Below are 23,739 nucleotides of genomic sequence, written 5' to 3' on the forward strand. Positions count from 1 at the left end.
CTCGACCTTTATGAACATTTCTGTTGAAAACCCATCTCGTATGCAGAATAGGCGTATCAAACAGGTCTTTGGGTTAAGGTATTGTGATAGTGAGAAGGTTAATCTTATTCTGGAGGATATTCGAAGCTATCTGCGACGTCATGAGGGTATTGATCAGGATAAGATTATCATGGTTAATTTCATCAGTTTTGGTGGCTCAAGTCTTGACTGTCAGATCTACTGTTTTACAAAAACCACAGATTGGGCGGCATACCTTCTAATACAAGAGAAGGTGTTACTAGAGATAGTCAAGATTATTCACGGTCATGATGCCGATATTGCCTTCCCAACCCGTACTTTGGATATACCGAATACTCTTCATTATGAGAGTGATGTAGAACTTCCAAAGCAGAACGCATCTCCACCTCTGGAAGCTGTGAAATTCTAGATATTTTAATAGGTTAGTATGCATTCTCCCTTTTTGGTTGCAGATTTAGAAGGTGTGGGAAGGCTTAAGAGAATAAACTGACTACAATTTATAAAAACAACTAATTGAAGCCACTGAAAGATTGTGAGCATGAAACCCGAATTTATTTCTTTCTATTACCATCTGGTTATTGCCTTTGTTCTAGCAGTAGCCTTCTTTTACGGAATCAAATGGTTAGCCAGTATAAAGTGGAAGGATAATTTGAGTGCTTTCTGGCCTCTGGTAATCAATATAGTCCGTAGACCATTGCTGACGATTCCTTGGGTGTTATTTTTTCTCTATTCTGCACACTTCTGGCCTGGGCTTGAGGGAGTCGCTTTCAATGATACGTTGAATTTGATTCAGAAAATTATTTTCACCATCTATCCCGCCTGGTTTATTTGGGAAGTTAGTTTGAATATGCAGGCATTGCTTGGTGGAATGGGAGAGCAATGGCGTAAGCGTCTGTCTCATTCGGTTATTGCCCGCTCACTTCAGCTAGTCATAGTCATTTCTACTTTGCTTAGCCTTGCTCAGGTTTTTGGGTATAGCCTTTCAACGCTTCTGGCCTTTGGTGGTATTGGCGGTATTATCCTTGGTCTTGCAGCTAAAGACTGGCTAGCTAACTTTTTTGGTGGATTGATGTTGATGCTGGATCGTCCTTTTGCTGAAGGAGACTGGGTTCGCTCTCCAGATCGATCCATTGAAGGGCATGTTGAAAAGGTAGGGTGGCGTCTCACTAAAATAAGAACCTTTGATCGTCGACCTATCTATGTCCCTAACTCGATTTTTACGGGTATTGTTGTTGAAAATGCTACCCGAATGAAAAACCGTCGCATGGTTGAAAACTTCACCCTGCGATATGAAGACCTTGGAAAAATACCTAGAGTTCTCAGTCAAATAGATGAGGCTCTTAAAGAGTTATCTGAGGTTGATGATCGTGAGCCTCATTATGCGGTATTTATCCGCTACGATGATTCGGCACTCCTGTGTCAGGTCCGTGCACATATTACAAGAACTGACCGTGTTGGTTTTTTAAAGGCCCAGGAAGCTATTTTGCTCTTGATTGCACGGATCGTTGATGAAGAAGGGGCATCGTTTGCCTATCCAACTCGAAGGATTTTGTCAGATGGGCCGATAACATAATAGCTATATTCAATATAAAGCTTACTGATAAGAAAACTGATGGATATATTGATAGTTGAGGATGCGCGTGACCAGAGAATGATTCTGTCTGTTGTTTTAAAAAAGCAGGGGCATCGGGTTTTCGAAGCATCAGATGGGTATGAAGCACTGAATGTTCTGGAAAGCCATCCTAATATCCGGATTGTTATCAGTGACTGGATGATGCCAAACATGGATGGTATAGAGCTTTGTGAGGCTATCCGCAAAAGTCATATAGGGTACTATGTCTACTTTATGCTTCTAACCGGAAAGTCAGATCGTCAGGCCATGGTAGAAGGAATTAACCGTGGTGCCGATGATTTCATTAATAAACCCGTTGATTTTGATGAACTCAGTGCTCGTTTGAATGCTGGGATCCGTATCATTGAATTAAAGGCTGCCCTTGAAAATAAGATTGAGACGATTGAAAAAGATTTGGAGTCAGCCGCTCAGACGCAAGCCCGCCTTCTGGCTGAGCCGGCGAAAATTCAGCATGTAGATTTCAACTGGTACTTTAAGCCAAGCCGTTTTCTTGGCGGTGATATGTTCGGTTATCAGGCGCTGGATGGTGAAACTCTCAGTTTTTACCAGCTGGATGTCGCAGGGCATGGGATTCCGTCCGCATTATTTTCTTTTTCATTGAATAACATACTGCGTGAGGATGGTGGAGGTGCTTTAGTTAAAGAGTCATTTAATGAACCGCCTTTTTACCGTGTTAAAACCCCGAATGAAGTGTTGGTTAACCTCAATGAGCAGTTTCAGGCTAAACCAGAAGCAATGCTGTACTTTACTATTGCGTATGGGATCATTAATAGTCGTACCGGTTCCGTGACAATTTCTCAGGCAGGTCACCCATCGCCACTTTGGCTTAAAAGTAATAGCAGGACTGTAGAGATAGTCTCCAGTGGTGGGGTTCCTATAGGTATGATGCCTGGAATGACTTATGACAATGTGACTATTCAGCTTCAGCCCGGTGACAGGCTATTTCTGTACTCTGATGGTGTTACAGAATGTGAAAATAATTCAGGTGAGATGTTTGGTGAAGCCCGATTGGAGTCTTTGCTGCAAGATTCATTTGACGAATCAATTAAAGCAATGATTAATCGGGTTGAAGAAAACATTATCAGATGGACAGGAGCCGATGTTTTTGAGGATGATGTAACTTATCTAATACTGGAGTGGCAACCATAAGCGGGTTGCTACCGGATTATTTTTGATAGACCAATGACGCAAGGAGCGCGACATGCCATTTGAATCAAAAAGTGAAGCAGGGCATACAATCGTATCTATCGATGAAACCCGTCTTGATGCATCTATTTCTGAGTCTTTCCGAGTTTACCTTTTTGATCAGATAGATAATGGAAACTCTAAGATGGTCATTGACTTGTCTCTTGTTCGCTTTATGGACAGTAGTGGCTTGGGTGCATTGGTGGCTACTCTTAAAAAAATGGGAGGTGAGGGGACTCTGAAACTGGCAGCAGCCCAGCCAGCTGTACTTGACCTGTTTAACCTAACTTCTATGGATAAGCTGTTTACCATTCTCCCAACAGTGACCGAGGCCATTGAGGAGAAGTAATCATGACGGAAGAAAAAGGCCAGATGGTCAGGCTTGAGATTGATAGTGAGCTGGCTAATACAACGCTGGTTGCTATGGCTGTTCGGGGGCTCTGTGCCATGACTACGTTGTCTCCGGTAGAAGTAAACCGTTTAGAGCTGTGTGTTGTTGAGATTGTTAATAACGCTATCGAGCATGCTTATGGGCATGAAAAGGGGCATAAGGTTGAAGTAGGTGTTAATCTTTTGCAATCTTCTCTGTTACTAACAATCAGTGACTGGGGGGAGCCAATGGACGAGAGTAAGCTGGGAGCAAAAGATTTTCCAGTAGATCCTGATGACCCTTCTGCTTGGCTTTGTAGTGGTAGAGGGCTTCCGATCGTGCAAAGCCTGATGGATAAAGTTGAGTATCAGAGTGTAGGTAATAAGAACAGTTTTATCATGAGTAAGCAGATCAGAAGTTAGTCTGCTTACTCCGAGTCTCCGTTACTGGCTGCTCACTTTTGATATTTTGATGCCAGTTTCCACCAGAGTTTCAGGGCGTTCATAAGGTGTTAACTTGAAAAGCACTCCAATTTCCGGGCTGTCGATGTATTGGATCTCATTGGTATTTTTGACTCTTCTTCTCTGCTTAATTTGAAAATTATCGGTTATACGTAGTGGGGCAGAACCATTATCAGGCCTGATCAAATTATCTGTACCTCTGTCGGAAGTAAGAATCTCGGATGTATTCAGCTCATTACTGTATGCTTTTCCGGAAAGTGTTGAGTAGAGCGACTCCGCAGTTAACTTATTAAGCCATAAATCAATATCTACATGGAGAAAACGCTCTTCACTGATACTGATGGTTCCATCAAGTAGCAGATTGTCCTGTCCACTGATTGCTGCTCGTACTTCTACTGGGTGATTGTCAGATTCTGAACTTACAGGCATTCGCCACGCTTTTTGAGTAATAACCTGATAGTTTCGATTTTTTCCAAGAGCTGCTACCTGCTTGCTCAGTATCATTTCACTGTTGGGTAAAGCGATATAAGCATCTCGTACAATATCATGATGTCTGGAAAGCCGTTTGTCAGCCTCAGGAATTTCAAAGAGAGTGGTGTCATCGCCAGTTTCCGGGGAAAACGGTTGCAGTCTGATTGACTCATCAAGAACTCTGTTGTCTGTAACGGTCGGCCAGACTTCACCGCTGTCATTATTTAGATAACGAAAGACTACAAGATCAACCTGATACCATTGGGCATGAGAGTCAACAGGAGCCTCTTTCGCTATTGCAGAAAGAGAAAAATTAAAAAATAGCGCTACCGACAGTGCGATATGCTGAGCTTTATTCATACAAAGTATCCTTGGATGTAACAACCCAGAAACAGACGTTGGTGATCTATGTGTACTAGGCTGCCTGAAAGTATGGCAGCCTAAGTAGATGCTCAGAAGCTTTTAGCTGGCAAGCCTGCCAAGAAGCGTTTCGGCTGCCTTAAACTTCTGCTCTGGAGTTTCCATTGTGTCAATGTACTTTAAGATGCTGCTTCCTTCCAGCCTGAACTGCTGGGGGCTTGATTGGATAAGGTTAATGATCACCATTGGGTCAACACTGGGTTGCTCTTCAAACTCTATCCGGGCTTCTTTGTTACTGGTATCCAGTTTTTTAATGCCTAATTTTTGAGCATGAAGCTTTAAATTCATCTGACGGAACAGGTTTTTTGCCGGATCAGGCAGTAGCCCGAACCTGTCGATCAGCTCCACTTGTAGGTTTTTCAATTTTTCTTCGCTATCCGCAGCGGCAATTCTTTTATAGAGAATTAGACGGCTATGTACATCATGAATATAGTCATCAGGCAGAAGGGCAGGAAGACGTAGGTTTACTTCAGTACCATGGTTCAATGGCTGGTCCGGATTCGGTGTTTCGCCGTTGCGGATGGCAGTAACGGCCCGTTCAAGCATCTCGGTATAGAGTGTAAAGCCTACACTCTGTATCTGGCCACTCTGACCTTCACCGAGCAGTTCACCTGCTCCCCTGATTTCCAGATCATTTGAGGCCAGCATGAAACCGGCGCCCAGTGTTTGAGCCTCGGTAATTGCTTCAAGCCGTTTTACTGCATCAGCAGTCATGGCTTTGGGGGACGGTGTTAACAGATAAGCATAAGCCTGGTGGTGTGAACGGCCAACCCTGCCTCTTAACTGATGAAGTTGAGCCAGGCCAAACTTATCAGCTCTGTTGATGATAATGGTGTTGGCGTTGGGGATATCGATACCAGTTTCGATAATAGTGGTGCAAACAAGAACATTATATCGCTTATGGTAAAAGTCCGACATAACTTGCTCTAGCTGGCGCTCACGCATCTGTCCATGACCGGTAATGACTCGTGCTTCTGGAATAAGCTCTTGCAAGTCACTGGCCACTTTTTCAATATTTTCTACCTGATTATGGAGATAGTAGACCTGTCCACCACGAAGCAACTCGCGGAGAATGGCTTCTTTTACCAGAGGTTGATCGTACTGGCGCACAAAGGTTTTGACTGAAAGTCGCCTTGCCGGTGGTGTTGCGATAATGGATAGGTCTCGAATGCCAGACATGGCCATATTGAGTGTTCTTGGGATCGGCGTTGCGGTCAGAGTCAGAATATCGACCTCGGACCTCAATGATTTCAGTTTTTCTTTGTGGCGTACTCCAAAGCGATGCTCTTCATCAATAATCAGAAGGCCAAGATCTTTAAATGTAAGATCCCCCTGAAGAATTTTGTGGGTGCCAATGATGATATCGACTTTGCCTTCAGTAAGCCGCTCTTTTAATTGATCCACCGATTTCTGCGACTTGAACCGTGAGATGACATCAATTTCAACTGGCCAGTCGGCGAAGCGATCCCGAAAACTTTCATAGTGTTGTTGTGCCAGAAGGGTGGTTGGCACAAGAATCGCAACCTGTTTTCCACTCTGAACAGCAAGGAAAGCGGCACGCATGGCAACCTCCGTTTTACCGAAACCAACGTCGCCGCAGACCAGGCGGTCCATTGGCTTTGGCTTGCACATATCACGAATGACTGCGGCAATCGTCTGTTGCTGGTCGGGTGTTTCTTCAAACGGAAAGGCGGCGGCAAAGGCCAGGTAGTTTTGCTCAGGCTCTGTGAACGGAAATCCCTTTCGTGCTTCTCTTCTGGCATAGATATCCAACAGCTCAACGGCCACATCCCGTGCTTTCTCCGCCGCTTTGCGACGTACCTTGCTCCACTGTTCACTCCCCAGCCGGTGAAGTGGGGCCAGTTCATCATCAGCACCAGTGTACCGGGAAATCAGATGGAGAGAGGCCACTGGAACATAGAGTTTGGCTTCGTTAGCGTATTCGAGTGTCAAAAATTCAGTGGTCTGGCCATCCACCGCCAGAGTTTCCAGTCCTCGGTACCTTCCAACCCCGTGGTCAATATGAACGACAGGGGCTCCGATTCTTAACTCGGTCAGATTGCGGATAACCTGATCAGCACTCTGTTCGTCTTCAGTCTTACGTCGCCGGGTCTGTTGTACTCTCTGACCAAGCAAAAGCGCTTCCGGGATAACGGCAATTTGTTCTTCAGGTAAATAAAGTCCGTTGTCCAGCAATCCGGTACTGACAGCCAGAGCAGGCTTGTCTTTAAGGAACGAGAGCCAGCTATCGCATAGCTCTGGAACAATGTCATTTTGGCCCAGTAATTCCAGTAATACCTCACGTCTGCCTGCGCTTTCGGCTACCAGGAGTACATGATTGATACCATTGATGAAGGTTTTAAGGTGTGCCAGAGGGTGCTCAAGACGTGCATTGATGGTGAGTTCTGGAAGTTCTTCACGCGCTAAGTTGAACCGCCCTTGTTTTGCCGGAACGGCTTGCTCAAACAACGTTACCCTTGGGAAATCATTGAGTCTGCTGTGCAGTTCTTCAGAGGGCATTAGCACACTGGATGGAGGCAGAATAGGCCGTTGAGGATCAATGCGGCGGTTTTCATAGCGCGAATGAACGTCAGAATAAAAGTGATCGAGTGAAGACCCCATGGCATCATTAACCAGTATGCGGGTATTTTCTGGCAGGTAGTCGAAAAGCGTTGAAGTTTCTTTGAAAAACAGAGGCAGGTAGTACTCTATCCCCGGGCTGGCAATACCTTCGCTGATGTCCTGATAAATTGGGCATTCGCGATAATTAACGTCGAAGGTTTCCCGAAAGTTACTTCGAAATAGTTCTATTCCGTGTTTATCCAACGGAAACTCATGTCCCGGCAGTAGCTGTATTTCCTCAACCGTTTCGATTGAGCGCTGGGTTTCCGGGTCGAACGTTCTTAGTGACTCTATTTCGTCATCAAAGAGATCGACTCGATAAGGCGTATCAGAGCCCATTGGGAATATATCAACAATAGAGCCGCGGATGGCAAACTCACCATGTTCCATTACTGAATCAACACAGCGATACCCAGCCTGTTCGAACTGACTTCTTCTTTCGTCAATAATGAATCGGGTTCCCGGTTGCACAGATAAACAACTACCAAGAAGGTAATTTTTTGGGCAGAGGCGATGCAGCAGCGTAGTAGCTGGGACGATGAGGATTTTTTTTCTGCCTCGACTGTTTGCAGATGGGAGGTGGTAGAGGGTAGAAAGTCTCTGGGAAATGATATCCTGATGGGGTGAGAATGTATCGTAAGGTAAGATTTCCCAGTCCGGCATTTGCTGGACATCAATATTTTCTTTTTCGACAAGAAAAAAGGTCAATTCTTCCTCAAGGCGGTTTGCCGATGCACTGTCTGGGGTAATGACCATCAGCGGCTGGTCATCCATTACCGCAGCACAGGAAATGGCAAAGGCTGGTCCTGCTTTAGACAGGTTTCCCCACTGAAGTTTATCGCCGGGGTGAGTTGGCAGAGGGATAGCGTGTTGAAACATGAAAATCCTAAAGGTCCTCCTGATTACCCCAAATGCAGGGAAGTTGTCTGAGGGTAATGATATTGCAGGAATACTCCCAGAAAGCCACCCAGATCGTCCCACTTGTAAATTTGACGAGCAGAATTAACGGTTATTCGTTGGTCACAATGTCCAATATGATTTCTCAGACACCTCTGTGCTGGTAATTCTCAGCATGCAGAAAGCTTTAAAGAAAACAGCTATGGATATTTGTACACTCACGGATTAAAGAGGTGGATTGTAGCGTTTGTCAGACGGTTCTCCCAGTATTCACATGCTTAAATGACCTTAGAGGGCGAAAGTTAATGGTGAAAATATTGTCAGTGTTAATGTTTGATAATCTTTGTTGCTTTGGCTGCCTTCAATCGGGATAATAGCCACGAAACATAAGTCCCAATGAAGGGGCTGTATTTGAAATAATAATAATAAACGGGAATTTATCGTGGTAGCAGACCGTTTTCAGGACTGGAAAGAGCGCGAAGCGCTGGCTGAGTCAATGATCCCACTGATTGGCCGGCTGTATAGAAATCACAATGTTGTCACGTCTGTGTTTGGGCGTCCCGTCATTAACCGCTCCGTTATTAATCTCCTAAAAGCTCACAAGTTTGTTCGCCAGATTGAGGATAATGGTCTTTCTGTTCGTGAGACTTTCCCTGTACTGGAAGTTCTAGCAGACCTGGATCTGGGCCCATCCCGTATTGATATTGGAAAGCTGGCGGTTGGCTACCGTACCGAAGGTGAGGGCCGGTCACTGGAAGAGTATGTAACCGAGAAAGTAGCGTCAGTGACCAATGGTCATAAACAGACTCTGGGTCCAGGTCAGGATGTCGTATTGTATGGCTTTGGACGGATTGGCCGGTTGATGGCCAGAATTCTCATTGAACGTGCGGGCAGTGGGTCTGGCCTTAATTTGAGAGCCATTGTTGTCAGGCCTGGTGGTGCAGACAATGATCTTCAGAAACGCGCTAGCCTATTGCGCCGTGACTCTGTCCATGGTTCTTTCCAGGGCACAATTTCTGTCGATGAAGAGAATAAAGTCATCTATGCCAATGGTGTAGCCATTCAGGTTATTTATTCGAGCTCCCCGGACTCTATCGATTACACGCAGTATGGCATTAACAATGCGGTGGTTGTCGATAATACCGGGAAATGGCGTGATAAAGAGGGGCTGGGCCTTCATTTGCAGTCAAAGGGTGTATCCAGAGTCCTGCTGACAGCACCCGGTAAAGGGGATATCAAGAACATTGTTTATGGTGTAAATCATAAAGACATTGAACCAGCGGATCAGATCCTTTCTGCTGCCTCCTGTACTACTAATGCCATCACCCCAGTTTTGAAGGCAATCAATGATGAGTATGGTGTAGAGCATGGTCATGTTGAGACTGTTCACTCTTACACCAATGATCAGAATTTGATAGACAATTACCACAAAGGTGAGCGTCGTGGACGCAGTGCTGCCCTGAATATGGTGATTACCGAAACTGGAGCAGCTAAAGCAGTCGCCAAGGCTTTGCCTGAACTTGAGGGTAAGTTGACGGGTAATGCTATTCGGGTTCCAACCCCTAATGTGTCACTGGCCATCCTTAATCTTTCCCTTGGTAAAGCGACAACAGTTGAAGAGCTTAATAGCTTTATCAGGGAAACGTCACTGTATTCAAAACTTCAGAAGCAGGTGGACTACGTAACATCCGTTGAAGCGGTTTCCAGTGATTTTGTGGGTAGCCGTCGTGCTGGAGTTGTGGATGGTCAAGCCACTATCGTTGATGGAAAGCGTTGTGTGCTTTATGTCTGGTATGACAATGAGTTTGGTTACAGTTGTCAGGTAAACCGGATACTTCAGTTTATGTCCGGTGCTATGTACCCATCCGTTCCGTAAAGTACACTCGTCGACAGACGTTGATCTCTTCACAAAGCGACTGATTGGTTGTTCTGCCAGTCAGTCGGTCTACACTGCATATCTTTTCAGCTCTTATCAATCTGATACTGGTTTACATTGGTATACGTATGACTGACATGAATTGACATTGGTCAATAATGGGAGTAGTTATCAGCGTCCTAAATTGTAACCATTCTCATTTGCGTATATATTCATATCAGTTGAAAATTTGCCAGGCACCAACCATTTCATACTAAAAACCCTACAAAAAAATAGGCTTTACCCCTGGCATGTGATTTGAGTTCAAATTTTTTCGTCGTAGTTTGAGGGTCATTACCTGCTGTGTAGAGAAAGGACTTTCAAAATCGACTTATGATGCCTGTGGAGAGAAGTACATGAAGGTGACATTGGGTGAGCTGAAAACCGGCGAGTGCGGCCGGGTAACGGCTTTTCTGGATGCTGGCAGTGCCTATCGGCGAAAATTGCTGGCAATGGGGCTGACCCCCGGAACCCAGTTCACGGTTTGTCGTGTTGCTCCCCTGGGGGATCCAATCCAGTTAGAAGTTAGAGGCTTCCAACTGTCTATTCGAAAGGATGAAGCTGCAGTTGTTGAGGTTGCCAGAGTATGAATAAGCATGTTGTTGCAATCGTAGGGAACCCTAACTGTGGTAAGACAACGCTGTTTAACGCGTTAACAGGTGCCCGGCAGCGGGTTGGTAACTGGCCTGGTGTAACGGTCGAAAAACGCAGTGGTTTTTATACTTTCGAAGAAAACTCCATAGAAGTCGTTGATCTGCCTGGAACCTACTGTCTTGATGTTGTTGACAGCGACGTCTCTCTCGATGAAAAAGTTGCCCGTGATTATATCCTGAAACGTGAAGCGGACTTGATCATCAATATTCTTGATGCATCAAACATAGAGAGAAACTTATATCTGACAACCCAATTGTTGGATATGGGGGCACCAGTGATTGTTGTTCTCAATATGATGGACGTTGCCAGAGAAAAGGGCATGGACATTGATATTGATAAGCTTTCTGAGGAACTCGGCTGCCCAGTGCTGCCGCTGGTTGCCAGTAAGACAAGCAACATCAAAGTCTTTTTAAAGGACATTAATGATTTTCTGAATAATGGTATTTCAGTGGCCCCACCATTGAACCTTGGTGAACAACTGGAAAAGGCCATTAGTGTTATTGAGTCGACCCTTGAAGAATCAGCTGCTCTGGATAGCTCACTTTCCCAGCGCTGGTATGCACTGAAGTTACTGGAAGGTGACAGTATTCCTCTTCCAGACCTGACCTGGCAAGTGGTCAATGTGGCTACCCAGCAGCGCCATATCATTGAAGCAGCCCTTGAGGAAGACCTGGATATTATTCTGGCCAGCCGACGTTACGATGTGGTTGGTCACATTATGGAGTCAGTGATTCGTGAGAGAGGGGTTGCCAGTCATCGGCTGACCGAATCCATTGACCGTGTCGTACTGAATCGGGTGCTGGGGTTCCCCATATTCCTCGGTGTCATGTATCTGATGTTCATGTTCACCATTAACTTCGGCAGTGCCTTTATCGACTTTTTCGATATCTTTACCGGGACTCTGCTGGTGGACGGACTGGGTCACTGGCTGAATTCTGTTGGAACCCCCGCCTGGGCAGTGACGTTACTGGCTGATGGTGTGGGTGGTGGTATCCAGACCGTGTCGACATTTATCCCGGTCATTGCTTTCCTGTTCCTGTTCCTTTCCATACTGGAAGATTCGGGGTACATGGCCAGAGCTGCTTTTGTTATTGACCGGCTAATGCGTTTTCTCGGTCTTCCTGGCAAAGCATTTGTTCCCATGCTGGTCGGCTTTGGCTGCAACGTTCCAGCAATCATGGCTGCTAGAACACTGGATAATGAAAAGGACCGGCTGTTGACAATCTCCATGGCTCCCTTCATGTCCTGTGGTGCCCGATTACCCGTGTACGCGCTGTTTGCTGCTGCCTTTTTCCCTGAGTCAGGCCAGAATGTGGTCTTCATCCTGTATCTGGTGGGTATTCTTGCTGCGATATTTACCGGACTGATTCTAAAGCAGAGCGTTCTCGGTGGTGATAGCTCACCCTTTATTATGGAGTTACCTAACTACCATTTGCCATCAGTCACCCAGGTTCTTCTGCGCACCTGGGATCGTTTGAAGTCCTTTATTATTCGTGCCGGTAAGGCCATTGTGATGGTTGTGGTCGTCTTGAATACCCTGAACGCGATCGGTACGGATGGTTCATTTGGTCACCAGAACACCCAGAACTCGATGCTTAGTAAAATTGGTCAAAGCATTACACCTGTTTTTGCTCCAATGGGCATGACGGAAGAAAACTGGCCTGCAGCGGTAGGCCTGTTTACTGGTATCCTGGCCAAAGAGGCTGTGGTGGGTACTCTGGATTCAATGTATGGAGCTATTGCTGCTTCTGAAAACCCCGCACCGGAAGGTGAGGCCTCTTTTGATCTGATGGCGGGTATCAAAGAAGCGGTAGCGACTATCCCTGCAAACCTGAGTGGTTTGAGCAGTACGTTGACAGATCCTCTGGGTGTTCAGGTGGGGGATCTGACAGACCTTGATGCGGTAGCAGAAGAACAGGAAGTCACCGTTGGAACATTCTCTGTCATGGCTGATTTATTCCCAAGTAATGCGGCTGTCATTGCCTATCTACTGATGATTCTACTCTATACCCCCTGTGTAGCAGCTCTGGGTGCTATTTATCGTGAAACCAGCCTGGGTTGGACAATGTTCATTGCTGGCTGGACCTTCTTCCTGGGTTATGCCGTTGCGACGATCTATTACCAGCTTTCACTGGCTGCCGCTCAACCTGCGGAAGCTTTGCTTTGGGTGGTATCCCTGTCCCTGATCATGTTCATCATTGTTACGTTGATGAAACGCATGGGGGCAACCGTGCTGCAAGGGCGGATGGATGTCAGTACACAATGACATCGTAGTCATAGCGAGTGGCCAAAAGCACTGTTCGTTCTTTTGGCCATCCATTGAAACTTGAAGTGACAGGAGCTGACCATGCTGATCAAAATTCGTGATTACTTGAAACAGCAGAAAGTCTGCTCTCTGGCTGATCTCAGTGTGAAATTCAATACGACACCTGAGGCCATGAGAGGAATGCTCTCTCACTGGTTAAGGAAAGGTCAGTTGAGCTGCGAGCAGCCAGGCTGCTTTGTGGCCTGTAAGAAAGGCTGTGTTTCCTGTGACCCTGCTGAGTTGGAGATCTATCGCTGGCAGGGTAAGGTACAACAAATACCGGTTTTTAATCTTGCCTGAGAAGTTTCAGAGAATCTGATACAGGTAAACCGGGGTCTTATAAAGATCGTCAGCCTTAATAACTTTAATCGGTTTTCTGCCTGACAGGCGGAATGTGTGGGTAAGAACCCAACAGCCTTTGGGTAGTTGAGGAATAATTTCCGTTTCAATGCGCTTCATGGCATCAGGAAATAAATAACACATAATAAGTTGTGCATTACAAAAATCGGCATCAAAAAAGTCTTTTCTCTTTACATCAATTCCATAAACGGCCCGAGTGAAGATAGCAGGCACTGGGGAACGCTCCCAGTACTCTATCTTTTTGTCAGGGTATTTTTCTCTTAATATTGGAACCAGGTGTCCCCAGCCACAGCCAAGCTCCATAATGTCACCGGAGAGGTTACTGGGAAGGATGTCTATGATGGCCATCCTGACCTTTCGAGAGGTAGGAGTAGGGCCAATGCCAAGTCGAATGGTCCAGAGGAGAATAGAGCCGGTGATCAGACCGGCTGCAATAAGAAAGATAATTGTAATTATTAATGAGTTCAATGATTTATGTATTAATCTTCAACGCGTTCCCAGGTTTGTGAACGGCCAATCAGTGAGAACCCAATATAGCCCCGAACTTCCAGTTTCTTACCATCTTCCAGCACTTTCATGTTGGCGCTGTAGATTTTCCCGGACTCGGGATCGACGATTTTTCCATCGTCATATTTGCTGCCCTGCTGTTCCATATCCCAGAGTATGGTCATACCCTGAATTTTCTGATCTTTAAGATCGCCTTTGCACTGGTCGCAAATGCTGTCCTGTTTGGCAGGGTCGAGAATCTGGGTCACTTTACCAGAGAGTTTGCCATTCTCTTCAACGATCGTGACATAACTTTTTGCTTCACCCGAGCTGTCATCAATGGTTTTCCAAATGCCAAGAGGGGAGGCAGCAAGGCTAACGGAAGAGAGGCAGAGGGAAAACAATCCTGCAGCCAGAGCGTGTTTTTTCAGGAACATGTGAGGGAATCTCCGATACTCCGGAAGTTTCCGGAGTTAAATGTAATCATTCCATTGTGGTGTCATTCAGGTAGAACAGTTTGCCCCGGACGCTTCTGCGAAATTCAGAAGGTGTGAGCTGGTAGCGACGCTTGAATAATCTGGAAAAGTAGTCGGCGTCGGCATACCCCACTTGCAGGGCGATTTCTGCAATACCCAGGTTAGTATTCTTTAATAGATCTCTGGCCTGATCAAGCCTGATTTTTCGGACATACTCTATTGGAGGTGAACCAGTTGCCTGCTGAAAGCGGCGATTCAGTGTGCGGGAATTCAAACCTGACCGTCTACCAAGCTCATCAAGCGAAATTTCACTGGCGAAATGATGATGGATAAAGTCCTGCAGGGAGACGATCACTTCATCCTGGTGCGCTGTCGCATGATCTTCAGCAAAATGGGTATCTTTGAAGGGTTTTCTGATTTCATGAGAGAACTGCTGCTCAACTTTCTGAGCGATTGACTCGCCGAGGGCAACGCCAATCATGTGCACCATCAGGTCAGCTACCGAGTTGACACTGCCTGCACAATAAAGACGACCTGCCCGTGTGATCAGGTGGTTCGGCTTGAACTCAATATCAGGAAAAAAGCGTTGCAGTTTTTCCATGTAAAACCAATGAGTTGTTGCTGGTTTTTCATCCAGAAGCCCCGTTTCTGCCATAAAAGCCACCCCGGTACCTGCAGCTGCAAAAACAGCACCAGAATCGTATTGGCGCTTTAACCAGTCAATGATTTCAGGGTGCTTCCTGACCACCGGGATCGGATTTCTCCAGAGCGCAGGAATCAGGATCAGATCGCCATAGCCACTTTGTTTAAAGGTTCTGTCGGGTGTCAGTCTCAGACCGCCAGTGGTGGTGACAGGATCTGATGTTCTGGCACAGAAATGAACCTCAATACTTTTTTTATTTGCAGACAGTCGGGTGTATGTCATTGCCGCTTCAAGCATCTCAAGCGGTAATGTCACACTGGTACTGATCATATGCTCTACCATAGGTATCAGTACACGATTCAACTCGATTGGAGGAGGTTGTTGAAACATTGTTCAGCTACATGTCTTTTTTGTCGGTATTTATGTCTTTTTCATCCGGTTAAGTTTATCACGAAATCATTAAACTAGTGCCAACTTCATTTGATTCTTAATTTGCATTCATAACACCTGACCTCTGCTCAGACGCTGAGCGGCAGGTATTTCAGTTGTTATACAGGAGTGTGGTTTGTCCAGATTACCCGTTATTGTTGCTCAAGGTGGGGTCAGCCCAGCTGGAAGAACCTCTGGTTTTCATGGTTACCGTCGTTTGGTGCTGGAATGTCTGAATGACCCGTTGCAGCGTGAAACCCTTGCTGCGCTTCGAGCGCTGAGAAATCTGCCGGAAGGCAGTGGTCGGGAAGATATTCTGTCTGGAACGTTGATTCGACAGTTGGAAAGCAACCTGTTTGATCACAAGGCCATTCCCATTCATCAAGCCATTCAGGCTGAGGCTGGATCTGAATTTATTATCAAAGGACGTCGTTTGCCTAACCCTCTCCCGGCCGGATGGCAGTTGGAGAAGCTGGACGATGGTCGAATTAAGGTCAAAATTGAAGATAACCAGCAGTTAATGGTTCCTGCCAACCGTGAATCACTGGTCAGTGCCGCTGGCCAACTCCCCAGCGGGTTTGCTCCTGAGAAGCTATACCAGTCCCGAAACCACCCCAGATCACTGACAATGACGGTGTTTGGTGCTTCCGATGCTATTTACTCATCCGGTATGGACTGGAATGCGATCAAGCAGAAATTAAGCCCTGAAGAAATTGCTGTCTATTCCGGCAGTGCCATGAGTCAACTGGATTTCAACGGCAATGGTGGCATGCTTCAATCTCGTCTGATGGGTAAGCGGGTGACTTCCAAGCAATGTCCACTGGGCTTTGCTGAGATGTCCGCGGATTTTATCAATGCCTATATCCTTGGTTCCCTTGGTGGTACAGGTACCGGGATGGGAGCCTGTGCAACCATGCTTTACAACCTGGAGCAGGCAGCTTCAGAGATTCGCAGTGGCCGTCGGCGTCTGGTCATTGTTGGTAACAGTGAGGCGCCAATTACCCCGGAAGTCATGGAAGGTTATTCCACCATGGGTGCCTTGACGACTGATGCCGCCCTTCGGAGCCTTGACGGGCTTTCGGACTCTGAAAATCCGGACTGGAGAAGGGCCTGTCGGCCCTTTGGTAATAATGCGGGCTTCACGATTGCAGAATCCAGCCAGTTTCTGGTCTTGATGGATGACGAACTGGCTCTTGAGTGTGGCGCGGAAATCCTGGGGGCCGTAGCGGATGTCTTTATCAATGCGGACGGTTATAAAAAATCCATTTCTGCTCCAGGAGCCGGTAATCATTTGACCGTTGCACGGGCTGCTGCTCTGGGTAGGGCAATTGCCGGGGATGACGCCCTGCGTTACCGGAGTTTTGTCCAGGCCCATGGTACAGGAACTCCACAGAACCGGGTGACTGAATCACAGATTCTTAGTGAAACCGCAAAAGTATTCGGTATGGAAAACTGGCCGGTTGCTGCCGTGAAGAGTTATGTGGGTCACTCCATTGGCGCTGCGGGTGGAGACCAGATCATGGCGACCCTTGGTGTCTGGAAGCACGGTTTTATTCCCGGTATCAGAACCATTCATGGTCTGGCTGAGGACGTTCACTCCGAAAAACTGAATATTTTAATGAATCATCTCGAAGCCGGTGCCGACCAGATGGAACTGGCTTTAATCAATGCCAAAGGCTTTGGTGGTAATAATGCAACAGCACTGCTGCTCAGCCCCGAAATAACTCAAAAGATGCTGAAAGCCCGCCATGGTGATAAGGCCATGACTCAATGGCAACAGAAAAATGAGTTAGTTACCCGACAGCAGGATGACTATGAACAGCGCTGCCAGAGCGGTGAATCTAACCCTATTTATCAGTTCGGTGAGGGGGTACTGGATGGTTCTGATCTGGAGTTCACGGAAAAACAGGTTAAAGTTCCGGGCTATGGGAAGGCGTTAAGCTTGGATATGGAAAACCCTTTCTGGGCATTCTGATATTATTTGGGTAACTGGCTTTGAATGGAATCATTGCCAGTTATGGATAGAGTCTCTAGTAGCTTAAGACACACCACTGTCTAAAATATAGGAAAAACAAAAATATTCTGAGGCAAAGGATGCCGAAAAGTGTAAAAACCGAGTTTATGGGGCATGCTGGAGAAAATCGGACTTTATATAGTGAAAGTCCATATTGTCCGGATAAGAGCTCACCAATGTTGAATGGTCGATCTTTAACTAGCGTATCACCAGCGGTAGAGCTGTATCATGGTGAAGATATCAATCAGCATCAAAAAAAAGTTGCCTTTACAGCGAAATACAGCACCCTTTCCCAAGCAGTTTCTGAAATTAACAGGAATCTTAGCTTAAGATTATCGGAGCCTGAGTTAAAAACAAGCGAGCAATCTGTACTTGATAAGCTTGATATTCTAAATCAAGGGTATATTAAAGAGTGTATTAGCGGTGAAAATAATAATATTTTAAATGGTTTTTATTGGGGGAAGGTTGCTCGATATTTAGGTATAGAGGAAGAGGGGGTTCCTAAAGATATTGGGCAGCTTTACTTCCATATTTTTAAAAACCTAGATGGTGGTCAGGCAGAAATAATTGTAGGTAGTATACCGGCTTTCAGAACTTCTAAAGATAAACGTGTTTTTGATCTTGGCCATCCCGCCACACCTTCTCTTTTTAAGTCAATAAGTCTTGTTCTTGAAAATAATGAGTTTTTTTCTCGGAGACATAAAGTTTGGAATCTATCTTGTAATAGTCAAAAGAAAAAAAAGAGTTACAAAAAAAACGACAGGAAATACTAGAAAAAGAAGCTATCTTAGTCGGTAGGTATCATGATGATACGATTAGAGGGTCTGAAGGTGCTTTTTCTGAAAGACCAAAACCAGTTAGGGTGGGAGCACCACCGAAACCTCCAAGGGTGGGAGCACCACCGAAACCTCCAAGGGGAGGCTATTATCCTGATTACATACTCAGGTTGATGCGATTTGGTATAATGGATTCACATTCTCATCCTAAAACCAATGGGGAGCTATTTGACAAAATTTCTAGTATTTTTTCGCCAAAAATAGCAGCATTTATTCGGGAATGGGATCCTCAATTAAGTGGACGTGATATTCCCATAAGAGATAGCACATTAGAGCTGGTTTCTATTTTATTGAATCATCGAGTGGCGTTGATAGATGTAATTGATATTGCTAGGCAGCATAATGTATCAAGTGTTGTTCCTTTTACCCAAGAATTTTATTCCATGTGGGGTATGGTAGGGCAAAATGGAATGTGTGCCATTCTTACCTCCCGATGGCTTATGAGTAAGGCTGAGAATACAGATTTTTTGAATGATTTTGGGTATGATTGGGGGCGAATTTATACAGATTTTAATAAAGATGAGGCTGATGATATATATCAGGCTTTTATAAATTATCGTCGTATTCTACCTCGATCTGAAATGACGGATGCATCATGGTTAGATGGTCAATCCGATTTCTATAAGGCTCAAAAAAATAGTGAGACTAGAAAAGATTTCTATGATTTTTTAGATGACTATGTATCAAGATCTGGTCTTAAAGCTTTTTCGGTTGAGTATGATCTAAATAGATTTGAAAGCTGTTTTCACAAAGGTTTCTATCGTATAGATATGTTCGATCCTTCTATCTGTGAAGGCCACTCTATTTCAATTTGGTAACTATTCAGCACCCAGCAAAGGCGTATTGTTGTAATTTCGAACCGCTTTAAGAAGCGCCTGAAATATGTTCAACCCCTGCTTTTTAGCAGATGATAAATAGCTTCGGATTCGGGTAAACATGGTACCTCCGTCTTCGCTTCTGAAGCAGCCTGAGATCTTCTGCTTAAGTTTGGCCATCCTGGCATCACGTTCACTGCCATTGTTATCGAAGGGAATTGAAAAGTCCGACATGAAGCGCAACGTTTCAACCTTAAACTCAATAAGCCTTTTGAACAGGTTGTAGGCCTTGGTATTCCTGACCTTCTTACGTCCAAGCACCTGTCGTTGTTTTTCCATATAAGCGGTTTCCTTCGTGAGAGCCCTTTGAAGGATTTGGTCGTATATCGTCTCAATGCGAAGCTGTATTGCACCAGGCATTTGAGTCAGACCGGCTGCTTTGTATTTCTTGCAGAAGTGCCAGGAGAGCGTAAGCAATTTCATCAGCCGCAGAGCCAGCTTATTCGCATCCCTATCGACAACTCCCTGAAGCTCTCTCAGATGATGGGCATTACAAAGCACATGCACTGCCGCATAGGCAAAGTAGGACTTCCAATGATCGTGAACCAGAATGCCTGCAAAAGTCAGCAGGATGCCCATTGCATCCATTGCTTCACAACCTCGCCTTTCTGAGAGGTAGTAAAGCGTCCATTGGTCATCTCGCATAATGTGTAACCACCACAGTGAACCGTCAACCCGCATGCCAGTTTCATCCGCTCCTGCAACCGGACTTTCTTGTAAAGCATCGCGGATACTCTGCTCAGTAGAGGCCAGGTTCTCATGGGTATAGGCAACAAAATTGGCAACAGAGCCTGCGCTGACACTCATGCAATAAATAGTATTGAAATACTCAGACACCCGGTGATATGGGATGAAGTGATACTGGTTTAAATGAACAGCCATTGCCTGAGTCACTTCTCCGTATTGAGCAGCGGCTTTCACTCCTTGGGGAAACTCAGCGGTGTTCCGTTTACCACAAGGACATACTTTAACGTCTGCCCAGTACGCGGTAACTTCAAATTCTCCGGGTCTACCTGGATCAAAAACCTGTCGCTCAATGTATTTGGTGGGTTTAATATCGATAAGCGAAGACTGGCAACAGCAACATTTTTCAACCTTCAGATGCCTGACATAATCGGGTAAGGCGACACGTCTCAAACAAGAGCCTTGATGACCTTTCTGGCCACCTGGTTTATTGCCTGAAGATGGTCTAAGGCTTTTGGGGTTCGGTGTTTCCTGTGAGGAGCAGGGGGCTTCTTTGGAAGATGTATCACCTTTATCACTCCCTTTTTTACTGGGCTTTTGATAACCATCTGACGATGGTGGCTTACTACTGTTTTGACTGTTTTTATTAACCCTTTCTTCCAGTTCGCTGCAACGTTCCCGTAAAAGCGCATTCTCGGTCCGAAGCTCTTCATTCTCTTTAAGGAGAGCTTCGGTAAACGGAGTAGCTGGGAAGTCTGGTTCCATACTGGAGATTTGTTAGAAAAATTGAGTATAAGATGATGGTCGAAAAATCAGAAAATTCCAGATTTATATGAAGGGTGCTGAATAGTTACGACTGAGAATTATCCTGATAAACCTGTGTCATAAAACTCTTTTCCTTATAATGCGAAAAATATCTCTGTTCCTGCATAGGCACAGCATTATGCCTTGATTTCTTATGGCATGAGATTATCTTGGTCAGTGAGATGTCGTAAAGTAATTTAAAATTATAGATTTATATAAAATATCTATAACCTTTTATTGAGGGCTTTACAGAGTCTGCTGACTACCCATTCCACTCTCTTTTGCGTTACCCTTACCCGCAACGTCAAACACCACTAATAAGAGAAATACGTCCACAGAACAACGTATTTCAGAATAAAAAGAAGATAACTGCCCTATGAGCTTTGAAAGTACCGACCAGTATATCGCCACCGATGACCTGAAAATGGCCGTCAATGCCGCAGTAACCTTGCAGCGCCCTCTTCTTATTAAAGGTGAACCCGGTACCGGCAAGACCATGCTGGCAGAACAGGTGGCCCGTTCTCTGGGGAAAGAGCTTCTGCAGTGGCATATCAAGTCCACCACCAAAGCCCAGCAGGGAATCTACGAATACGATGCAGTCTCCCGCCTGCGGGATTCTCAGCTGGGTGATGAGCGTGTTCACGATATCAGCAACTACATTGTGAAAGGCAAGCTCTGGGAAGCCTTTGAGTCACAAGAGCAGTCCGTTTTGCTGATCGATGAAATAGATAAGGCCGATATCGAATTCCCCAATGATCTGCTGCAAGAGCTGGATAAGATGGAGTTCAATGTTTACGAGACCCAGCAACAGATCAAAGCCAGACAACGCCCTATCGTCATTATCACCAGTAATAACGAGAAAGAGTTGCCCGATGCCTTTCTGAGACGGTGCTTCTTTCATTACATCAGCTTTCCTGATGCAGAAACCATGAGAAAAATCGTTCAGGTTCACTTTCCAAACCTGCAGCAAAAACTGGTGGATGAGGCTCTGCAGGTATTTTTTGAACTCAGAGAGATTCCGGGCCTTAAAAAGAAGCCCTCTACTTCAGAGTTGATCGACTGGCTGAAACTGCTCAACTCAGACGACATTCCTGCAGATATTCTGCAAAACCGGGATACCCGAAGCGCCATTCCCCCCCTGCATGGTGCACTGGTAAAAAATGAGCAGGATGTTTACCTGCTGGAGCGCCTGGCCTTTATGAGTCGCCGTGGTTAACCGACCCGAGGAACCACCATGCTGACCCATTTTTTTGAAACCGTTCGGGCATTTGGTGTACCTGCCACCACCCGCGAGTACCTTGACCTGCTGGCGGCGCTGGATGCAAAACTAATTTATGCCGATCAGGAAGGCTTTTACCAGTTATCTCGAACCATTCTGGTCAAGGATGAGAGGCATTACGACAAGTTTGATAAAGCCTGTCAGGCATTTTTCAACGGCCTTGAGTCCATGGACGACATGCTGGAAGCCCTGATACCGGAAGAATGGCTGAGACAGGAGTTTATCCGACAGCTTTCCGATGAGGACAAGGCAAATATCCAGGGCATGAAAAACCTCCAGGAGTTGCTCGAGACGTTCCGTCAGAGAATGGAGGAGCAGAAAGGTCGTCACCAGGGCGGTAATAAGTGGATTGGCACCGGTGGCACCTCACCTTTTGGGGCTTATGGCTATAACCCCTCCGGGATTCGGATTGGCCAGAATGAATCTAGACATCGTAAAGCCACCAAAGTCTGGGATAAACGGGAATTTAAAAACCTGGATGATGACGAGCAACTCGGCAGCCGGAATATGAAAATGGCCCTGCGCCGATTACGCCGATTTGCCCGCCAGGGAGCTGCTGATCAACTGGACCTTGATGATACAGTTCGCTCAACCGCCAGCAAAGGTATGCTGGACATCAAAATGGTGCCGGAACGCCATAACGCCGTGAAAGTCCTGCTGTTCATGGATATCGGCGGTTCTATGGACGATCACGTCCGCCTGTGCGAAGAGCTCTTTGCCTGCTGCCGGACCGAGTTCAAACACCTTGAGTTCTACTACTTCCATAACTATCTCTATGAAAGTGTCTGGCAGGATAACCGTCGCCGCCAGCAGGAGCGTATTAACCTCTGGGATGTGATTCATCGCTACGGCAAGGACTACCGGGTTATTTTTGTTGGTGACGCCGCCATGTCTCCCTATGAAATTACCTCACCCGGTGGCAGCGTTGAACATTTCAACGAAGAAGCTGGGCATGTCTGGATGTCACGGGTGAAAGCCCATTTTGACCGTATCGCATGGTTGAACCCCATACCGGAACATGCCTGGCAATATACTTCGTCAACACGGCTGATTGATGAGCAGATGGAAGGCAACATGTTTCCCCTGACCATCAATGGGCTGGAAGAAGCGATGAGCTATCTTGCTGGATAACGGAATACTCGATAGGCAACACTTGGTGTTGCCTGCTAATAGTATAAGATCACTACTTGAGTGAACTGAAGAACCGGTCGACCACTTCGGTGGCTGGCCCGTAACGTTGTTCATCAAACAGTGAGCCGTGATTCCCGGGTTCAAGGTTTAGTTCGACCGTCTTTGCTCCAGCCGCAGCCGCCTCCTGAACGAAACCTGCCGCTGGATACACATTTCCAGAGGTGCCAATGGAAACAAAAAGATCACAGTTTGACAGTGCCTGATAGATCTCGTCCATCTGTAAAGGCATCTCACCGAACCAGACGATATGCGGGCGGAGATTTCCCGCAACACCGCAGCATTCACATTGAGTATCAACGGTAACATCCTGATCCCAATGAAAAACCTGCTCTGTGTCCTGACAGTGAACTTTCAGCAGTTCACCATGCATATGAATCAGCCGGTTGCTCCCCGCTCTCTCATGGAGGTCATCAACATTCTGAGTCACCAGAAGAAAGCTTCCAGAGAACTGACGTTCAAACTCAGCAAGTGCCTGATGAGCACGGTTTGGTTCGACTGAGTTCAGCTGCCGCCTTCTGTCGTTGTAAAATCGTTGTACCAGTGAGGGATTTCGAGCGTACCCTTCAGGTGTTGCCACATCCTCAACAGGGTGATTTTCCCAGAGTCCGTCGCCGGCCCGGAATGTTCTGATTCCGGACTCAGCCGAGATTCCCGCACCGGTCAGTACTACTATGGATGAATAGGGGGATGAACAGTGCAAGCAAACCTCCT

21 protein-coding genes are annotated in these 23,739 nt (G+C 46.1%); 14 read left to right on the forward strand and 7 right to left on the reverse strand.

The genetic code is table 11. The features are described from left to right. The first annotated feature begins 10 nt into the window (after positions 1–10). The 5 genes from ACOCLE_RS07025 to ACOCLE_RS07045 all read left to right on the forward strand — a co-directional run bounded on the left by ACOCLE_RS07025 (position 11) and on the right by ACOCLE_RS07045 (position 3,628). Positions 11–427 carry a hypothetical protein gene (locus ACOCLE_RS07025; RefSeq protein WP_419536107.1) on the forward strand — a complete coding sequence of 139 codons (417 nt, stop codon included), beginning with the start codon at positions 11–13 and terminating at the stop codon, positions 425–427. A gap of 129 nt (positions 428–556) precedes the next feature. After that, positions 557–1,591, forward strand: coding sequence for a mechanosensitive ion channel family protein (locus ACOCLE_RS07030; protein WP_419536108.1), 1,035 nt, complete (start codon positions 557–559; stop codon positions 1,589–1,591). A 39-nt stretch (positions 1,592–1,630) separates the two neighbouring features. Then, on the forward strand, positions 1,631–2,800 hold the full coding sequence (locus ACOCLE_RS07035; RefSeq protein WP_419536109.1) for a PP2C family protein-serine/threonine phosphatase: 1,170 nt from the start codon (positions 1,631–1,633) through the stop codon (positions 2,798–2,800). Between the two features lie 52 nt (positions 2,801–2,852). Continuing rightward, entirely contained in the window at positions 2,853–3,185 is a 333-nt protein-coding gene (locus ACOCLE_RS07040) for an STAS domain-containing protein (RefSeq protein ID WP_419536110.1), read from the forward strand. A gap of 2 nt (positions 3,186–3,187) precedes the next feature. Continuing rightward, a complete protein-coding gene (locus tag ACOCLE_RS07045) occupies positions 3,188–3,628 on the forward strand; it encodes an ATP-binding protein (protein WP_419536111.1) in 441 nt (146 codons plus the stop codon). A gap of 21 nt (positions 3,629–3,649) precedes the next feature. Here ACOCLE_RS07045 and ACOCLE_RS07050 read toward each other — a convergent pair whose 3' ends face one another. Then, on the reverse strand, positions 3,650–4,498 hold the full coding sequence (locus ACOCLE_RS07050; RefSeq protein WP_419536112.1) for a CsiV family protein: 849 nt from the start codon (positions 4,496–4,498) through the stop codon (positions 3,650–3,652). Between the two features lie 102 nt (positions 4,499–4,600). Further along, positions 4,601–8,059: a transcription-repair coupling factor gene (gene mfd, locus ACOCLE_RS07055; RefSeq protein ID WP_419536113.1), complete on the reverse strand. Its 3,459-nt coding sequence runs from the start codon at positions 8,057–8,059 to the stop codon at positions 4,601–4,603. A gap of 514 nt (positions 8,060–8,573) precedes the next feature. Between mfd and ACOCLE_RS07060 the strand changes: the two genes are divergently transcribed. The 4 genes from ACOCLE_RS07060 to ACOCLE_RS07075 all read left to right on the forward strand — a co-directional run bounded on the left by ACOCLE_RS07060 (position 8,574) and on the right by ACOCLE_RS07075 (position 13,251). Then, on the forward strand, positions 8,574–9,953 hold the full coding sequence (locus ACOCLE_RS07060; protein ID WP_419537167.1) for a glyceraldehyde-3-phosphate dehydrogenase: 1,380 nt from the start codon (positions 8,574–8,576) through the stop codon (positions 9,951–9,953). Between the two features lie 395 nt (positions 9,954–10,348). Continuing rightward, entirely contained in the window at positions 10,349–10,582 is a 234-nt protein-coding gene (locus tag ACOCLE_RS07065; RefSeq protein WP_419536114.1) for a FeoA family protein, read from the forward strand. Then, positions 10,579–12,912: a Fe(2+) transporter permease subunit FeoB gene (feoB, locus tag ACOCLE_RS07070; protein WP_419536115.1), complete on the forward strand. Its 2,334-nt coding sequence runs from the start codon at positions 10,579–10,581 to the stop codon at positions 12,910–12,912. Before ACOCLE_RS07065 ends, feoB begins: the two co-directional genes overlap by 4 nt. Positions 12,913–12,993: 81 nt before the next feature. Further along, positions 12,994–13,251 carry a FeoC-like transcriptional regulator gene (locus ACOCLE_RS07075; RefSeq protein ID WP_066015870.1) on the forward strand — a complete coding sequence of 86 codons (258 nt, stop codon included), beginning with the start codon at positions 12,994–12,996 and terminating at the stop codon, positions 13,249–13,251. 6 nt (positions 13,252–13,257) lie between these two features. On the opposite strand, the gene ACOCLE_RS07080 is transcribed toward ACOCLE_RS07075, so the two are convergent. Genes ACOCLE_RS07080 through ACOCLE_RS07090 form a run of 3 tightly spaced genes read right to left on the reverse strand, consistent with a single transcriptional unit; the run spans position 13,258 to position 15,246 of the window. Then, positions 13,258–13,779, reverse strand: coding sequence for a hypothetical protein (locus ACOCLE_RS07080; protein ID WP_419536116.1), 522 nt, complete (start codon positions 13,777–13,779; stop codon positions 13,258–13,260). Positions 13,780–13,790: 11 nt separating this feature from the next. Next, complete coding sequence (locus tag ACOCLE_RS07085) at positions 13,791–14,234, reverse strand: DUF2147 domain-containing protein (protein ID WP_419536117.1); 444 nt, start codon at positions 14,232–14,234, stop codon at positions 13,791–13,793. A gap of 46 nt (positions 14,235–14,280) precedes the next feature. Continuing rightward, positions 14,281–15,246 carry a GlxA family transcriptional regulator gene (locus ACOCLE_RS07090; protein WP_419536118.1) on the reverse strand — a complete coding sequence of 322 codons (966 nt, stop codon included), beginning with the start codon at positions 15,244–15,246 and terminating at the stop codon, positions 14,281–14,283. A gap of 235 nt (positions 15,247–15,481) precedes the next feature. Between ACOCLE_RS07090 and ACOCLE_RS07095 the strand changes: the two genes are divergently transcribed. From ACOCLE_RS07095 to ACOCLE_RS07105, 3 genes are all read left to right on the forward strand, one after another. Beyond that, positions 15,482–17,320, forward strand: coding sequence for a beta-ketoacyl synthase (locus tag ACOCLE_RS07095; RefSeq protein ID WP_419536119.1), 1,839 nt, complete (start codon positions 15,482–15,484; stop codon positions 17,318–17,320). 119 nt (positions 17,321–17,439) lie between these two features. After that, positions 17,440–18,132: a hypothetical protein gene (locus ACOCLE_RS07100; RefSeq protein ID WP_419536120.1), complete on the forward strand. Its 693-nt coding sequence runs from the start codon at positions 17,440–17,442 to the stop codon at positions 18,130–18,132. Positions 18,133–18,323: 191 nt separating this feature from the next. Further along, complete coding sequence (locus ACOCLE_RS07105) at positions 18,324–19,013, forward strand: hypothetical protein (protein WP_419536121.1); 690 nt, start codon at positions 18,324–18,326, stop codon at positions 19,011–19,013. On the opposite strand, the gene tnpC is transcribed toward ACOCLE_RS07105, so the two are convergent. After that, positions 19,014–20,519 carry an IS66 family transposase gene (gene tnpC / locus ACOCLE_RS07110; protein ID WP_419532963.1) on the reverse strand — a complete coding sequence of 502 codons (1,506 nt, stop codon included), beginning with the start codon at positions 20,517–20,519 and terminating at the stop codon, positions 19,014–19,016. A 415-nt stretch (positions 20,520–20,934) separates the two neighbouring features. On the opposite strand from tnpC, the gene ACOCLE_RS07115 reads away from it, so the two are divergent. Together ACOCLE_RS07115 and ACOCLE_RS07120 are read left to right on the forward strand one after the other, a co-directional pair. Next, positions 20,935–21,774 carry an AAA family ATPase gene (locus tag ACOCLE_RS07115; protein WP_419536122.1) on the forward strand — a complete coding sequence of 280 codons (840 nt, stop codon included), beginning with the start codon at positions 20,935–20,937 and terminating at the stop codon, positions 21,772–21,774. Positions 21,775–21,792: 18 nt separating this feature from the next. Continuing rightward, positions 21,793–22,968, forward strand: coding sequence for a vWA domain-containing protein (locus ACOCLE_RS07120; protein WP_419536123.1), 1,176 nt, complete (start codon positions 21,793–21,795; stop codon positions 22,966–22,968). A gap of 52 nt (positions 22,969–23,020) precedes the next feature. Here the strand turns inward: ACOCLE_RS07120 and cobB are convergent, their stop codons facing one another. Continuing rightward, positions 23,021–23,728 carry a Sir2 family NAD+-dependent deacetylase gene (gene cobB, locus ACOCLE_RS07125; RefSeq protein ID WP_419536124.1) on the reverse strand — a complete coding sequence of 236 codons (708 nt, stop codon included), beginning with the start codon at positions 23,726–23,728 and terminating at the stop codon, positions 23,021–23,023. Positions 23,729–23,739 lie beyond the last annotated feature (11 nt).

It is taken from the genome of Endozoicomonas sp. (assembly GCF_965196975.1).
GTDB lineage: Bacteria > Pseudomonadota > Gammaproteobacteria > Pseudomonadales > Endozoicomonadaceae > Endozoicomonas.